The organism is Micromonospora sp. NPDC049044, assembly GCF_040649215.1.
GTDB lineage: Bacteria > Actinomycetota > Actinomycetes > Mycobacteriales > Micromonosporaceae > Micromonospora.
The window spans coordinates 1-15,051 of the sequence record NZ_JBEZFA010000037.1 but is presented as its reverse complement, the minus strand read 5'-3'; the positions used below and the strand labels follow the sequence as shown (position 1 = coordinate 15,051).

At 72.5% G+C, this 15,051-nt stretch carries 16 protein-coding genes and 1 riboswitch; of the genes, 11 read left to right on the top strand and 5 right to left on the bottom strand.

Annotation, left to right across the window (positions count from 1 at the left end; all coding sequences use genetic code 11):
- The first annotated feature begins 2 nt into the window (after positions 1 to 2).
- On the top strand, positions 3 to 929 hold the full coding sequence (gene fmt / locus AB0B85_RS25985) for a methionyl-tRNA formyltransferase (protein WP_357411586.1): 927 nt from the start codon (positions 3 to 5) through the stop codon (positions 927 to 929).
- Positions 884 to 2,362, top strand: coding sequence for a transcription antitermination factor NusB (locus AB0B85_RS25980; RefSeq protein ID WP_357411621.1), 1,479 nt, complete (start codon positions 884 to 886; stop codon positions 2,360 to 2,362). The genes fmt and AB0B85_RS25980 overlap by 46 nt, the downstream gene beginning before the upstream one ends.
- Before the next feature lie 17 nt (positions 2,363 to 2,379).
- On the opposite strand, the gene AB0B85_RS25975 is transcribed toward AB0B85_RS25980, so the two are convergent.
- The gene (locus AB0B85_RS25975; protein ID WP_357411585.1) at positions 2,380 to 3,270 is read right to left on the bottom strand and encodes a septum formation family protein; all 891 of its coding nucleotides are present in this window, start codon (positions 3,268 to 3,270) and stop codon (positions 2,380 to 2,382) included.
- A gap of 82 nt (positions 3,271 to 3,352) precedes the next feature.
- On the bottom strand, positions 3,353 to 4,243 hold the full coding sequence (locus AB0B85_RS25970) for a septum formation family protein (protein WP_357411584.1): 891 nt from the start codon (positions 4,241 to 4,243) through the stop codon (positions 3,353 to 3,355).
- Between the two features lie 255 nt (positions 4,244 to 4,498).
- On the opposite strand from AB0B85_RS25970, the gene rpe reads away from it, so the two are divergent.
- The 7 genes from rpe (at position 4,499) to ribH (ending at position 10,702) form a co-directional block, all read left to right on the top strand.
- Complete coding sequence (gene rpe, locus AB0B85_RS25965; RefSeq protein ID WP_357411583.1) at positions 4,499 to 5,179, top strand: ribulose-phosphate 3-epimerase; 681 nt, start codon at positions 4,499 to 4,501, stop codon at positions 5,177 to 5,179.
- Positions 5,151 to 6,137 (top strand): response regulator, encoded by a 987-nt coding sequence (locus AB0B85_RS25960; RefSeq protein WP_357411582.1) that lies wholly within the window; start codon positions 5,151 to 5,153, stop codon positions 6,135 to 6,137. The genes rpe and AB0B85_RS25960 overlap by 29 nt, the downstream gene beginning before the upstream one ends.
- 77 nt (positions 6,138 to 6,214) lie before the next feature.
- Positions 6,215 to 6,385, top strand: a riboswitch (FMN riboswitch).
- Positions 6,386 to 6,549: 164 nt separating this feature from the next.
- Positions 6,550 to 7,611 (top strand): bifunctional diaminohydroxyphosphoribosylaminopyrimidine deaminase/5-amino-6-(5-phosphoribosylamino)uracil reductase RibD, encoded by a 1,062-nt coding sequence (ribD, locus tag AB0B85_RS25955; RefSeq protein ID WP_357411581.1) that lies wholly within the window; start codon positions 6,550 to 6,552, stop codon positions 7,609 to 7,611.
- Position 7,612: 1 nt separating this feature from the next.
- A complete protein-coding gene (locus tag AB0B85_RS25950) occupies positions 7,613 to 8,251 on the top strand; it encodes a riboflavin synthase (RefSeq protein ID WP_357411580.1) in 639 nt (212 codons plus the stop codon).
- Entirely contained in the window at positions 8,251 to 8,937 is a 687-nt protein-coding gene (gene pnuC / locus AB0B85_RS25945; RefSeq protein ID WP_357411579.1) for a nicotinamide riboside transporter PnuC, read from the top strand. Before AB0B85_RS25950 ends, pnuC begins: the two co-directional genes overlap by 1 nt.
- Positions 8,934 to 10,199 (top strand): bifunctional 3,4-dihydroxy-2-butanone-4-phosphate synthase/GTP cyclohydrolase II, encoded by a 1,266-nt coding sequence (locus AB0B85_RS25940; protein WP_357411578.1) that lies wholly within the window; start codon positions 8,934 to 8,936, stop codon positions 10,197 to 10,199. The genes pnuC and AB0B85_RS25940 overlap by 4 nt, the downstream gene beginning before the upstream one ends.
- 2 nt (positions 10,200 to 10,201) lie before the next feature.
- A complete protein-coding gene (ribH, locus tag AB0B85_RS25935) occupies positions 10,202 to 10,702 on the top strand; it encodes a 6,7-dimethyl-8-ribityllumazine synthase (protein ID WP_238648758.1) in 501 nt (166 codons plus the stop codon).
- A gap of 105 nt (positions 10,703 to 10,807) precedes the next feature.
- Here ribH and AB0B85_RS25930 read toward each other — a convergent pair whose 3' ends face one another.
- From AB0B85_RS25930 to AB0B85_RS25920, 3 genes are read right to left on the bottom strand one after another with little or no spacing between them, the layout of a single operon-like run.
- Complete coding sequence (locus tag AB0B85_RS25930; RefSeq protein ID WP_357411577.1) at positions 10,808 to 11,551, bottom strand: amino acid ABC transporter ATP-binding protein; 744 nt, start codon at positions 11,549 to 11,551, stop codon at positions 10,808 to 10,810.
- A 2-nt stretch (positions 11,552 to 11,553) separates the two neighbouring features.
- A complete protein-coding gene (locus AB0B85_RS25925; protein ID WP_357411620.1) occupies positions 11,554 to 12,390 on the bottom strand; it encodes an amino acid ABC transporter permease in 837 nt (278 codons plus the stop codon).
- Between the two features lie 5 nt (positions 12,391 to 12,395).
- Complete coding sequence (locus tag AB0B85_RS25920; protein ID WP_357411576.1) at positions 12,396 to 13,259, bottom strand: ABC transporter substrate-binding protein; 864 nt, start codon at positions 13,257 to 13,259, stop codon at positions 12,396 to 12,398.
- A 115-nt stretch (positions 13,260 to 13,374) separates the two neighbouring features.
- Between AB0B85_RS25920 and AB0B85_RS25915 the strand changes: the two genes are divergently transcribed.
- Both AB0B85_RS25915 and hisG read left to right on the top strand, forming a co-directional pair.
- Entirely contained in the window at positions 13,375 to 13,656 is a 282-nt protein-coding gene (locus AB0B85_RS25915; RefSeq protein WP_357411619.1) for a phosphoribosyl-ATP diphosphatase, read from the top strand.
- Positions 13,657 to 13,704: 48 nt separating this feature from the next.
- Positions 13,705 to 14,550: an ATP phosphoribosyltransferase gene (gene hisG / locus AB0B85_RS25910; RefSeq protein ID WP_357411575.1), complete on the top strand. Its 846-nt coding sequence runs from the start codon at positions 13,705 to 13,707 to the stop codon at positions 14,548 to 14,550.
- Positions 14,551 to 15,051: the final 501 nt, after the last annotated feature.

Genomic DNA, 15,051 nt, shown 5'->3' with positions numbered 1-15,051 from the left:
CGATGCGGGTGATCTTCGCCGGTACGCCGGCCGTCGCCGTTCCCGCCCTGGCCGCCGTCGCCGCCTCCCGGCACGAGCTGGTCGCCGTGGTCACCCGGCCGGACGCGCCCGCCGGGCGTGGGCGTGGCCTGTCCCGCTCGCCGGTCGGCGAGTGGGCCGACGCGCACGGCGTCGAGGTGCTCACCCCGGCCCGCCCCCGCGACCCCGAGTTCCTCGACCGGCTCCGCGAACTGGCGCCGGACTGCGTCCCGGTGGTCGCCTACGGCGCGTTGGTGCCGCCGGCCGCCCTGGAGATCCCCCGGCACGGCTGGATCAACCTGCACTTCTCGTTGCTGCCCGCCTGGCGCGGCGCCGCTCCCGTGCAGCACGCCGTGCTGCACGGTGACGAGCTGACCGGGGCCAGCGTCTTCCAGTTGGAGCAGGGTCTGGACACCGGCCCGGTCTTCGGCACCCTCACCGACGAGATCCGGGCCGCCGACACCTCCGGTGACCTGCTGGACCGGCTCGCCGACTCCGGTGCCGGGCTGCTGGTGGCGGTGCTCGACGCGATCGCCGACGGCACCGCCCGAGCCGAGCCGCAGCCCGCCGACGGGGTGTCGCTGGCGCCGAAGCTGACAGTGGACGACGCGCGGGTGCGCTGGGCTGACCCGGCCTTCGCCGTGGACCGCCGCATCCGGGCCTGCACGCCGGCCCCGGGCGGCTGGACCACCTTCCGGGGCGAACGGGTGAAGCTCGGCCCGGTGGTGCCGGTGCCCGACGGCCCCGAGTTGAAGCCGGGGGAGTTGCTTGTGGAGAAGTCCCGGGTGTTGGCCGGTACGGCGACAGTGCCGGTGCGCCTCGGCGAGGTTCGCGCCGCGGGCAAGCGGGCCATGGGCGCCACCGACTGGGCGCGCGGCGTCCGGGTCGGCACCGGAGAGGACTTCGCGTGACCGCCCCGGAGGGGACCCGCCCGACGCGCTCCGGCCCGTCCGCCGGTCGTGGCGGGGACCGCCGGCCGGTCCGGCCACCACTCGACCGCCCGCGCCGGGCGGCGTACGAAGCGGTGGCCGCGGTGCACCGCGACGACGCGTTCGCCAACCTGGTGCTGCCCATCATCCTGCGGGAGGAGGGGCTGTTCGGCCGGGACGCGGCCTTCGCCACCGAGCTGACCTACGGCACCCTGCGCAACCTGGGCACGCTGGACGCGATCCTGACCGACGCCGCCGGCCGGGACGTGGCCCGGATCGACCCGCCGGTCCGCGACGCGCTGCGGCTCGGGGCGTACCAACTCCTGCACACCCGGGTGCCCGCACACGCCGCGGTGTCGTCGACCGTGGACCTGGTCCGTTCGGTGGCTCCGGGCGCTACCGGCTTCGCCAACGCGGTGCTGCGCGAGGTGTCCAGCCGGGACGCGGACGCCTGGGTGGCGAAACTCGCCCCACCGACGGAGACCGACCCGGTCGGGCACCTGTCGTTGGCGTACAGCCATCCGCAGTGGATCGTGCGGGCCTTCTCCGAGGCGCTTGACGGTGATCTCGGTGAGACGGCCCGGCTCCTGATCGAGGACAACGAGCGTCCCCCGGTGCACCTGTGCGCCCGGCCCGGCCTGATCGACCCGATCGAGCTGGCCGACCAGGTCGGCGGGGCGCCCGGCGCCTTCTCGCCGTACACCGTCTATCTGCCCGGCGGCGCGCCCGGCGACATCCCGGCGGTGGTCGACGGCCGCGCCCACATCCAGGACGAGGGCTCCCAACTGGTCGCCGCGGCCCTGGCCGACGCGCCCCTGGACGGCCCGGACGGGCGGTGGCTGGACCTGTGCGCCGGCCCGGGCGGCAAGGCCGGCCTGCTCGGCGCGTTGGCCGCGCAGCGTGGCGCGCGGGTGACAGCGGTGGAGGTGGCCGAGCACCGCGCCCGGCTGGTCTCCCTGGCCACCCGCGACCTGCCGGTGACCGTGCTGGCCATGGACGGCCGCGACGTCGGCGCCGACCCGAAGCTGCCGGAGCAGCACTTCGACAGGGTGCTCGTGGACGCCCCGTGCACGGGGTTGGGCTCGCTGCGGCGCCGGCCGGAGTCGCGCTGGCGCCGCCAGCCGTCCGACCTGCCGCCGCTGACCCGGCTGCAACGGGAGTTGCTGGGTGCGGCGTTACGGGCGGTTCGTCCGGGTGGGCTGGTCGCCTATGTCACCTGCTCGCCGCACACAGTGGAGACGCACGTGACGGTGACCGAGGCGGCCCGCCGCAGCGGCGTCGCTGTGGACTTCGTCGACGCCCGGTCGCTGCTGCCGGCCGGCATGCCCGGGCTCGGTGACGGGCCGACGGTGCAGCTCTGGCCGCACCGGCACGGCACCGACGCGATGTTCCTCGCCGTCCTCCGGCGCGGCTGACGCGGGGCGCGGGCTGCTCAGGTGACCGGGAGTCCCTTGGTGCCGGCGTTGCGCATCGAGCGGGTCAGGTTCCGGTCGGAGATCCAGAGGAAGCACTGCACGCCGCGGTTGCCGTTCTTCCACTCCTCCTCGTACGGCTGGTAGAAGATGGTGCCGGCGCGGAACTCGAGCTGGGAGTTGTCCGGCACCTTGGCGTACCTGGCGATCATCGTCTGGCAGGCCCGGTGGGTCTTCTTGACGGTGCGGGAAAACTCGGCGTAGCTGATCTCCGGGGCCTGCCAGACCCCGACGAACTCGGCGTGGTGCTTGGCGGTGCAGGCGACCGGCACCATCTCGTCGATGTCGTCCTTGACCAGCTTCGGGTTGAAGCAGCGGTACGCAAGCGATGCCGCGCCGGACAGCGCACCCCGCAGGCTGCCGGTGCGCTCGCCGGCGGTGGTGTCGTCGATGCTGGCGATCTCGCTGACGTCGCAGCGGTACCAGCGGGCACCGCCCAGCCACGCCTGCGGCGACGGCAGCACCACGGTCAGGCCGAGCCGGCCGGAACGCCAGTCGGCGCCGACCGCCTTGTTGACCTCCGTGTCGCACCCCGCCTGCGCGGCCCGCATGCCCGCCGAGCCGGGCTGCGGGGGCGCGCCCGGCTCGGCGTTCGGGCCGGTGAGCGTGCCGACGTGCATGGTCTCCACCAGGTGCGAGTCGGTGCACGGCGTCGGGTTGTAACCGGTCAGGAAGCCGACCTGCTGCGAGGTCAGGTGACACACGTCGGCGGCGGGCACGAACTGCTGCGCCGCGACCGGCGCCGGCCAGTCGTCCACGAGGTCACTGTCGATCCCGGCGGGTGCGCTGCACCCGGCCAGTACCAGGGCCAGGGCCGCACCCCCGGCGTACGCCGCCCACCACCGTCGCATCCCTGACCTCCCGCCACTGTGGCCCCCAGCCGGACCCCGCCGGTCGGTAGCGCCACGGCGCAGCAGCATACGGCACCGACGTTCAGATGGCCGGCAGTCCCTCGGGGCCGGCGCCGCGCATCGAGCGGGTGAGTTTGCGGTCGTCGCTCCACAGGAAACAGCGCACCCCACGGTCGCCCTCCTCCCACTCCCGTTGCGACGGCGGGTAGTAGATGGACCCGGCCCGGTACGGCAGGTCCTTGTTGTTCGGCACTGCCGCGTACGCGGCGATCAGTGCCATGCAGCGTTGGTGTGACTGCGCGGCGGAGCCGGTGAACTCCGCCCAGCTGGTGTCCCGTTCCTGGTAGACGCCTACGAACTCGGCGCGGTGCGGCTCGGTGCAGAGCACCGGCGCCATGTAGTTGAGGTTGTCGCCGATCAGCTTGGGGTCGAAGCAGCGGTGGGTGAGCGGGCTGTCGCCGATCAACGCGCCGCGCAGGCTGCCGGTGCGGTTCACCGGGCGGGTGTTGTCGATGCTGCCGGTCTCGCTGAGGTCGCAGCGGAACCAGCGCGCGCCACCGGCCCAGGCCGGTGTCGACGGCAGCGCCAGGGACAGCGTGAGCCGGGCCGTGTGCCAGTCGCCGCCGAGCACCTCCCGGGCCCGTTGGTCGCACTCGGCGCGGGCCGTGCGCAGCGCCGGCGAGCCGGGCGCCGGCCGGGTCTCGGTGAGCGCGTCGGGCCCGACGAAGGTGCCGACGTGGATGGCCTCGGCCAGGTGGTTGCGGGCGCAGTCGACAGTCTCGTAGGTGCTGGCCTGCACGACCGTGGTGATCCGGGGCAGGCAGGTGTCGGTGGCGGGGGTGAACGGCGTGGGGTCCCGCAGCACCGGCCAGTCGTCGGTGAGATCACCGTCCGCGCCGCGAGCCGGCGCGCAGCCGGCCAGCAGCATCGTCGTGACGCCGGCCAGCACCAGAGCTGGAAGCCACCGTCGCATCGTCCGCCCTTCCGGGAACTGGCGGCCGGTCACCGCGCCCCGCGACGAGACTCCGGCGGCCGTGGGCCCTTTCGGCACCGTCCGGCTTGGAGTGTCGTCGCGTTTCCGTCGATCGGCCAGCCACTCATGTCTGTTCGTCCGGATTCGCCGGTCCGGAGCGCCTCATTCTGCACCACTGGTCACTGTCGCATCACAACGCGTCGGACTTGGTGCCGCGATGGGAGTGACGGCTGACCGCGTTCGTACACTGGCCCCGTGACCGTACCGCCGCCGATCGTCGCGCCGAGCATCCTGGCCGCCGATTTTGCCCGCCTCGCCGAAGAGGTCCGTGCCGTCGAGGACGCCGCGGACTGGTTGCACGTCGACGTGATGGACAACCATTTCGTGCCGAACCTGACCATCGGGTTGCCGGTGGTGCAGAGCCTGCGGGCGGTCACCGCGATGCCGTTCGACGTGCACCTGATGATCGAGGATCCGCGCCGGTGGGCCCCCGGTTACGCCGACGCGGGGGCGTACAACGTCACCTTCCACGCGGAGGCGGCCGACGACCCGGTGGCGTTGGCCAAGGACCTGCGCTCGGCGGGCGCGAAGGCCGGCCTGGCCATCGACCGGGACACCCCGATCGAGCCGTACCTGGACCTGCTGCCCAGCTTCGACACCCTGCTGATCATGACGATCAAGGCCGGCTTCGGTGGGCAGCGGTTCATTCCGCAGTTGCTGGAGAAGGTGCGTGCCGCCCGCCGGCACGTCTCGGCCGGGCATCTGGAGCTGCGCATCGAGGTGGACGGCGGGATCGCCGCGGACACCATCGAGCAGGCCGCCGCCGCCGGCGCCGACGCGTTCGTGGCCGGCACCGCCGTGTACGGCGCCGCCGACCCGGCGGAGGCGGTACGACACCTGCGGGCGCTTGCGGAACGCGCGGCTGCCGGGGACTGAGGTGGAGCCCGAGGTCGACCGCAAGGACATCATCCTCGTCGTCGACGACGACGAGGACATCGCTCGTTTCGTCGAGTTCAACCTGCGGCTGCACGGCTTCGACGTGATCCACGCCAGCGACGGCCAGGAGGCCCTGGAGCTCATCGAACGTCAGCGCCCGGACCTGGCGGTGGTCGACCTCATGATGCCCCGCGTCGACGGGCTGGAGTTGACCCGGCGGCTGCGCGCCGACCCGATGACCTCCGCGCTGCCGGTGATCATGCTGACGGCCAAGGGGATGACAGTCGACAAGGTGCACGGGCTCAGCGCCGGCGCGGACGACTACCTGGTCAAGCCGTTCGACACCGCCGAGTTGGTGGCCCGGGTCTCGTCCACGCTGCGCCGCAACAAGGAGTTCCGGGAGGTTTCCCCGCTCACCGGGCTGCCCGGCAACAGCCGGATCCGGCGGGAGATCAGCGACCGGGTGCGACAGGGCGTGGACTACGCCGTCGGCTACGTCGACATCGACCGGTTTAAGAGCGTGAACGACAGGTACGGCTTCGTCCGGGGCGACGACTTCATCTCCGCGTTGGCCCGCAGCCTGCACCGGGCGGTGGTGGGTGTCGGACTGCCGCCGGCCTTCCTGGGCCACGTCGGCGGTGACGACTTCGTCATCGTCTGCGCCCCCGACCAGGTCCGCCCGCTCACCTCCCGGGCGGTGGTGGACTTCGAGAACGCCGCCGACACGCTCTACGACCCGACCGACCGGGAGCGCGGCTTCGTCGAGCTGAAGGACCGGCGCGGCAACATCCGGCGCGCCGCCCTCGTCACGCTCTCCATCGGGGTGTCCCTCTCCGACGCCGGTAAGCGGTTCACCGACCCCCTTGAGGTGATCGCGGTGGCCTCGGAAATGAAGACTGTCGCCAAGAGCCAACCGGGGTCGTACGTCGCGGTGGACCGGCGCCGTGGTGTCACGTGAGCATGACGGCGCTGTGAAGTAGCTCGCCGGGGTGGCGACGGACCCCCGTCGGCGTGTAAGACTGCCCTGTACCCACCACGCGCTGGCGGGACTCGGTGAAATTCCGAACCGGCGGTGATCCACGGTCCAACCGTGGTCAGCCCGCGACCCGGACGGCTCTGTCGTCCGGTGGACCTGGTGAAAATCCGGGGCCGACGGTTGGGAGCGGTTCGTCCGCACCCAGACAGTCCGGATGGGAGACAGCGCGCGGGACGGACGGGTCCGAGCCGGCCGCTGGCTTCAGCGTGCCGCGCCGACCCTCCGGGGGCGGCTGTGCCGTTCCCGGGATCCGCCACCGCCTGCCCGTGGCCCCATGGCCACCGCCTCCCAGACCGCCCGCGCGGACCGGCGAGTGAGAGGGCAGGGCAGGGCGATGGCCAGCGTCTCCGTCGACGAGGCGATGCGGCGTGCGATCGAGTTGGCGGCACGCGGGCTCGGCACCACCAGTCCCAACCCGGTGGTCGGCTGCGTGCTGCTCGACGAGGACGGCCGGGTCGTGGGTGAGGGCTTCCACGCGTACGCGGGCGGACCGCACGCCGAGATCGTCGCGCTGGCGCAGGCCGGGCGACGCGCCAAGGGCGGCACCGCGATCGTCACTCTGGAACCATGCGACCACACCGGGCGCACCGGTCCCTGCAGTGTCGCGCTGGTCCAGGCCGGGGTCGCCCGGGTGGTCATCGCCGTGCCCGACCCGAACCCGGTCGCGTCCGGGGGCGCCGCCACCCTGCGCGCCGCCGGGGTCCAGGTCGACCTGGGGGTACGCGGCGAGGAGGCCGAGGCCGGCAACGTCGCCTGGCTGACCTCGATGCGCCGCGGCTGGCCGTACGTCATCTGGAAGTACGCCGCCACGCTCGACGGGCGCTCCGCCGCGGCGGACGGCACCAGCATGTGGATCACCTCGGAGGCGGCCCGGATGGACGTGCACGCGCTGCGCGGCACCGTCGACGCGGTGCTCGCCGGGGTGGGCACAGTGCTCGCCGACGACCCCCGGTTGACCGCCCGCAACCTGCGCGACGGCAGCCTCGCCATCCGGCAGCCGCTGCGGGTGGTCGTGGACAGCTCGGGGCGTACCCCCGCTGACGCCCGGGTCCGCGACGGCGCCGCGCGGACCTGGATCGCGACCGCCGAGGAGGTCGGCGCGGACCCGGACGGCCGTGTCGACCTGCCGGCGCTGCTCGCGGCGCTGCACCAGCGGGGAGTCCGCGCGGTGCTGTTGGAGGGCGGCCCCCGACTGGCCGGCGCGTTCCTGCGGGCCGGCCTGATCGACAAGATCGTCTCCTACGTCGCGCCCCGGTTGCTCGGCGCCGGCCCGACCGCCCTGGTCGACGCGGGAGTGACCACCATCGCCGAGGCCATCGATCTGGAGTTCGTCGACGTTACGCAGATCGGTCCAGATCTCCGGATCACCGCTTTGCCCCGAAAAAGGGAGGGCTGACATGTTCACCGGCATTATCGAGGAGTTGGGCGAGATCGTCCGGGTCACCGCGACGGCTGGCGATTCGGCGCTCGTCGCCGTGCGTGGTCCGCTCGTCACGTCCGACGCCCGGCACGGCGACTCGATCGCCGTCAACGGCGTCTGCCTGACCGTGGTGCAGGTCAGCGACGGGGTCTTCACCGCCGACGTGATGGGGGAGACGCTGCGCCGCTCCGCGCTCGGCGCGTTGAGCGTCGGCGACCCGGTGAACCTGGAGCGGGCCGCCGCCCTCGGCAGCCGGCTCGGCGGGCACCTGGTGCAGGGGCACGTCGACGGGGTGGGCGAGCTGATCTCCCGGGAACCGGCCGAGCAGTGGGAGACCGTGCGGTTCCGACTGCCCGCCGCGCTGTCCCGCTACGTGGTGGAGAAGGGGTCGATCACCATCGACGGCGTCTCGCTCACCGTGGCCGAGGTGGGCGCCGACGAGTTCAGCGTCGGGTTGATCCCGACCACGCTCAACCTGACCACGCTCGGTGCCAAGGGCGTCGGCGACCCGGTCAACCTGGAGGTGGACGTGCTTGCCAAGTACGTCGAGCGGCTGCTCGGCGACCGGCTCGCCGACACTCGCGGGGCGGCCCCGATCAGCGGCGGGGTGGCCTGATGGGTCCCCTCGGTTGGCTGCTGGACGCCCAGGTGCAGGTGGCCGGCTCGCCGGTGCTGGTGCGGGAGATCGTCGGCAACGCGTTCGGGTTGTTCTCCGCGTTGCTCGGGCTGCGCCGGGTCGTCTGGGCGTGGCCGGTCGGCATGATCGGTAACGCGCTGCTGCTCACCGTCTTCCTCGGCGGGGTGTTCACCACCCCGCAGGAGCACGACCTGTACGGGCAGGCCGGCCGGCAGGTGTTCTTCTTCGCGGTCAGCGTGTACGGCTGGTGGCGCTGGCAGCGCAACCGTCGCGCCGACGCGGGGCAGGCGGCGGTCGTCCCCCGCTGGGCCACCGGACGGGAGCGGCTGATGCTGCTGCTGGCCGCCGTGGTCGGCACCGCCGCGGCGTACCCGGTGCTCAAGGCACTGGGCTCGTGGGGTCCGCTGCCGGACGCCTGGATCCTCACCGGCAGCCTGCTGGCCACGTACGGCATGGCCCGCGGCTGGGTGGAGTTCTGGCTGCTCTGGATCGCTGTGGACGCGGTAGGCGTGCCGCTGCTGCTGCGCGGCGGGTTCTACCCGTCGGCGGTCATGTACCTGATCTACGGCGCGCTGTGCGCCTGGGGCTTCGCCGCCTGGTGGCGCACCTCGCGGGCCTCCCGGCCGTCCGCCGTCCGTCCCATCTACACGGAGGCCGTCGCGTGACCAGCTACGGGGATATCGAGCAGGCGGTCGCGGAGATCGCGGCCGGTCGGCCGGTCGTCGTCATCGACGACGCCGACCGGGAGAACGAGGGCGACCTGATCTTCGCGGCCGAGCTGGCCACGCCGGAGCTGATGGCGTTCATGGTGCGCTACACCTCCGGGTACGTCTGCGTGCCGTTGATCGAGAGCGAGGCCGACCGCCTCGACCTGCCGCCGATGCACCACACCAACCAGGACCGGCGCGGCACCGCCTACACGGTGACAGTGGACGCCCGGGAGGGGATCAGCACCGGCATCTCGGCTGCCGACCGGGCGCACACCATCCGGCTGCTGGCCGGTGCGGGCACCAAACCGACGGACCTCGCGCGACCCGGGCACGTGGTGCCGCTGCGTGCCCGTGAGGGCGGGGTACTGCGCCGCCCCGGGCACACCGAGGCGGCCATCGACCTGACCCGGCTCGCGGGGCTTCGCCCGGCCGGCGTCCTCTGCGAGCTGGTGAACGACGACGGCACCATGATGCGGGTGCCGGACCTGGAGAAGTTCTGCGCCGAGCACGGCCTCACGCTGATCACCATCGCCGACCTGATCGCCTACCGGCGGCACACCGAAAAACAGGTCGAGCTGGTCGCGGACGCCCGGATGCCCACCCGGCACGGCGTGTTCCGGGCGCTCGGCTACCGCACCGCGCACGACCCGGCCGAACACGTCGCGATGGTGCTCGGTGACCTCGGCGACGGCCAGGACGTGCTGGTCCGGGTGCACTCCGAGTGCCTGACCGGGGACGTGTTCGGCTCGCTGCGCTGCGACTGCGGACCGCAGTTGGACGCCGCGCTGGCCCGGGTCGGCCGGGAGGGCCGGGGCGTGGTCCTCTACGTCCGCGGACACGAGGGGCGCGGCATCGGCCTGCTGCACAAGCTGCAGGCGTACCAGTTGCAGGACCTGGGCCGCGACACCGTCGACGCGAACCTCGACCTGGGCCTGCCCGCTGACGCCCGCGACTACGGCACCGGCGCGCAGATCCTCTACGACCTCGGGGTGCGCTCGATGCGCCTGCTGACCAACAACCCGGCCAAGCGGGCCGGGCTGGAGGGGTACGGGCTGACCATCACCGGCCGGGAGGGGCTGCCGGTCGGCGCGCACCCGGAGAACATGCGCTACCTACGCACCAAGCGGGACCGGATGGGTCACCTGCTTGACGAGTTGGACGAGGTGTCCGAGGCGCCGCTGGGGCGTCCGGTCGCCAACGACGAGATCGGAGCATGACGATGGCGGGTTTCGGTGAGCCGGGAGTCGACGCGGTGGACGCCGCGGGGCTTACCGTCGGGATCGTGGCCGCCCGCTGGCACGGTGACCTGACTGATCACATGCTGGAGCGGGCCGTTGCCGCAGCCGAGGCCTGCGGCGCGCGGTCCGTCGTCGCACGGGTCGCCGGCTCGGTCGAGTTGCCGGTGGTGGCCCAGGCCCTCGCGCGCCGCTGCGACGTGGTGGTCGCGCTCGGCGTCGTGGTCCGTGGTTCCACAGCCCACTTCGACTACGTCTGCCGGTCGGTGACCGACGGGCTGACCCGGGTCGCGCTTGACGAGGGCAAGCCAGTGGCGCACGGGGTGCTGACAGTGGAGACCATCGAGCAGGCCCGCGACCGGGCCGGTCTGCCCGGCTCGGCCGAGGACAAGGGCTGGGCCGCGACAGTGGCCGCGCTCGACGCCGCGCTGGCCGTGCGCACGGTGGCGGCGGGCAACGCCCAGCGGGTCGGCTTCGGCGGCTGACGCGGCGGCACGGGCGGCCGGCTCCACGGCGGCCCGCTTCCTCGTGGGCCGGCTTCCCTCGGTGGGCCAGCTTCCCCCGGTGGCCGGCTTCCTCGGTGGCCAGGTTCAGAGCCGGCCAGCCTCGATGATCCGGTGCAGGAACTGCCGGGTCCGGGGCTGGGTCGGCTCGCCGAGCACCTGCTCCGGCGGGCCGCTCTCGACGACCCGCCCGGCGTCGAGGAAACAGACCTGGTCGGCGACCTCACGGGCGAAGCCCATCTCGTGGGTGGCCAGCACCATTGTCATGCCGTCGGCCTTCAGATCGCGGATCAGCGCCAGCACCTCGCCGACGAGTTCCGGGTCCAGCGCGGAGGTGATCTCGTCGAGCAGCATCAGTCGAGGTGAGTTCGCGAGTGCCCGCACGATCGCCACCCGCTGCTGCTGCCCGCCGGAGAGCCGATCCGGGTAGGCGTCCGCCCGGGCGCCGAGACCCACCCGGTCGAGCAACTCCCGGGCCTGTGCCTCCGCCTCCGCCCGGGCCCGCCGGTGTACCCGCCGCGGCGCGAGGGTGATGTTGTCCAACACGCTCAGGTGCGGGAAGAGGTTGTAGGCCTGGAACACCATCCCGATCCGCCGACGGACCCGGTCGGCGTCCACCCGCGGACCGGAGATGTCCTCCCCGTCCAGCTCGATGGTGCCGTCGTCGAGCTCGTCCAGGAGGTTCACGCAGCGCAGCAGGGTGGACTTACCCGAACCGGAGGCGCCGATCAGCGCGACCACCTGATGCTCGGCGACCGTCAGGTCGAGCTGGTCGAGGACGACGGTGCCCGCGAACTCCTTGCGCAGACCCCGGCAGCGCAGCAGCGCCATGGTCAGCCTCCCGACTGTCGGCGGGCCGCCCGCAGCGTCACCCAGTCGGTGACCGCGATCAGCGGGATCGCGAGCAGCACGAAGAGCACCCCCGCGACGATGTACGGCGTGTAGTTGAACGACTGGGCGGTGGCGATCTGGGCGGCCCGGACCGCGTCGATCGGCCCGGCGAGCGAGACCAGCCCGACATCCTTCTGCAACGCCACCACGTCGTTGAGCAGCGGTGGCGCCACCCGGCGCACGGCCTGCGGCAGGACCACGTGCCGCATCGTCTGCCGGTAGCTCAGGCCCAGGGAACGGGCCGCCGCGAGCTGGCTGGGATGCACCGACTCGATGCCGGCCCGGAACACCTCGGCGAGGTAACCGCCGTAGGTGAGGACCAACGCGAGACCGCCGAGCACCAGCACCGGCGGCATGCCCTGCAACCGCAGGCCGGGCACACCGAGGGTGAGCAGGTAGAGCACGATGATCAGCGGCAGCCCGCGGAAGGTGTAGGTGTAGCCGGCGGCCAGCGCCCGGACCGGAAAGAACAGCGGACCGCGCAACGTCCGCAGCACCGCGATCACCAGCCCGAGCAGCAGCGCGCCGACCGCACAGCAGACAAGCAGCCGGACGTTGAGCCAGAGCCCGCCCAGCACCGCCGGCAGCGCGTCCCGGGCGATCGCCGGGTCCAGGAACGACTGCCGGACCCGGTCCCAACCCGGTGCGCCGGTCACTGCGACGACGAGTAGCGTGCCCAGCGCCGCCGTGGAGGCCGCCGCGACGACCACGCTGTAGACGGTCTGCCGACGCCGGTACGCCGACCGCCGCAGCTGCGCCTCGGACGGCACCCGATCCAGGAGCGTCACCGCAGCTCGGCCGCCCCCGCCACCTGCGCGAGCCACTTCTGCTCCAGTTGCTTGAGCGTGCCCGCCTCGCTGAGCTGACCGACCGCGCCGGTGACGCAGGAGGTCAGCGGCGAGTTCTTGTCAAGCAGCAACCCGAAGGCCTCGGGCGTGCCGACCTGCGGCACCTGCCCGACGATCGTCGCGTCGGTGAGCTCCGCGCCGGTGATGTAGAAGGCGGTCGGCAGGTCCACCACCAGACCGTCGATCTGCCCGTTCTGCAGGGCCTTCTTGGCGTCGTCGTTGCTGTTGTAGACCTGCGGCTGCCGGGTCGGCTTCAGCACGTCGGTGATCGCCTGGTAGCTGGTGGTGCCGACCTGGGCGCCGAGCCGGGCGTCCCGCAGGTCCGCCAACGACTTCCGGCCCGCGATCTTGGACGACTTCAACGCGATCACCGTCTGGCGCACCAGGTAGTACGGTGCGGAGAAGTCGACAGCCCGCTTGCGCTCCTCGGTGATGGAGAACTGGTTGATGTCGAAGTCGAAGTTCTTCGGCCCGGGTGCGATGGCGGTGTCGAACTTGACCCGGGTCCAGGCGACGTCCGCGCGGGCGTAGCCGAGCTTCTCCGCCACCGCGTACGCGACGGCGGATTCGAAGCCCTCGCCGTTGTCCGGCTTGTCCTTGGTGAACCACGGCTCGTACGCGGGCTGGTCGGTGGCGATGGTGAGCTTGCCCGGCGTACGCGTGGGCAGGCTGTCCTTGGCGCAGGACGGCGCCGCGGTGACAGTCGGGTTCGGTTTCTCCTCCTGTGGCGCGCACCCGGCGGTGGCGACGACGGCGGCACCGGCGAGGGTGAGCGCGAGGAGACGTGAGCTGCTGGCCATGGCCGACAGCGTAGAGCTCCATGGGCGTCGATCGAAGATCTTCCCACCGCGCTGGTAGGGAATTGTCCGCTTGCTGGATTCCGGTGGACCCGGACGCGGGGGGCCGCCCCGGCGGCTGGAAGAATCGCGTTCCGTGAAGACGTTCGAGGAGTTGTTCGCCGAGCTGCAGGCCAAGGCCGCCGCCGGCACCCCGGGCTCGGGCACCGTCGCCGCCCTGGAAAAGGGCGTGCACTTCATCGGCAAGAAGGTCGTCGAGGAGGCGGCCGAGTCGTGGATGGCCGCCGAGCACGAGGGGCCGGAGCGCACCGCCGAGGAGATCTCCCAACTGCTCTACCAGGTCCAGGTGCTCATGCTCGCCAGTGGTCTCGACCTCAAGGACGTCTACCGACATCTGTGAGTGCCCCCACCCGTTGATCGCCATCCGGATCGAAGGAGCACTCCCGTCATGCTGCGTGTCGCCATTCCCAACAAGGGCACCCTGGCCGAGCCGGCCGCCCAGATGCTGCGCGAGGCGGGCTACCGCCAGCGCACCGACCCCAAGGACCTCGTCTGCCGCGACGAGGCCAACGACGTCGAATTCTTCTACCTGCGCCCCAAGGACATCGCCACCTACGTCGGGTCCGGTGACCTCGACCTCGGGATCACCGGCCGGGACCTGCTCATCGACTCGGCCGCGCCGGCGGAAGAGGTAGTCGACCTCGCCTTCGGTCGGGCGACCTTCCGCTTCGCCGCCCGCCCCGACGACATCGCCTCGGTGCAGGACCTGGGCGGGCACCGGATCGCCACCGCGTACCCCGGGCTGGTCGAGCGGCACCTCGGTGAGGTGGGCGTCAAGGCCGACGTGATCCGCCTCGACGGCGCGGTGGAGAACGCCGTACGCCTCGGCGTCGCCGACGTCATCGCGGACGTCGTGGAGACCGGTGCCACCCTGCGTCAGGCGGGTCTCGTGGTGTTCGGCGAGCCGCTGCTGCGCTCCTCGGCGGTGCTGGTCCGCCGCGCCGCCGCGCCGGCCCACCCGCAGGCCGAGCAGTTGTTGCGCCGCCTGCACGGGGTGCTCGTCGCCCGCCGTTACGTGATGCTCGCCTACGACGTGCCGGCCGGCCTGCTGGAACGAGCCAGCGGGCTCACCCCCGGCATCGAGTCGCCCACGGTGTCGCCGCTGCACCGCGAGGGGTGGGTGGCGGTGCAGGCGATGGTGCTCCGTGACGACGTGCACCGCATCATGGACGAGCTGTACGAGTTGGGCGCCCGCGCCATCCTCGTCACCAACATCCACGCCTGCCGCCTCTGACCGGTTCCCGTGCCCGAAACGGCACTGCCGCTCGATCCACTCGGGTTCCTTGAAACGGGGGTGTCCGCACGCCGGCGACACCCCCGTTTCCTTGAACCCGAGTGGATCTCCGATGCCGGCGCCGGCGCCGGTGCCGTGCCGGTGCCGGTGTCGGCGGGTGCGGGCGCGGGCTTGCGGCGCGGGCTTGCAGTGCGGGCTTGCGGTGCGGGCTTGCGGGTGCTTGCGGTGACGGGCTTGCGGTGCTTGCGGTGCGGGCTTGCGGTGCGGGCTTGCGGGTGCTTGCGGTGACGGGCTTGCGGTGCTTGCGGTGCGGGCTTGCGGCGCGGACGCCCGATGGCCGCGCCCAGACCGGCAAGATCGCGCTCGATCATTGAAGTAGTGGCCTCGATCTCGACGGAGGCCACTAGATCCTGGATCGAGCACGATCTTGAAGCGGGCGGCGGGCGGCGGGCGGCGGGCGGCGGGCGGCGGGCGGCGGGCGGGTGGCGGGCAGGCGCTGGC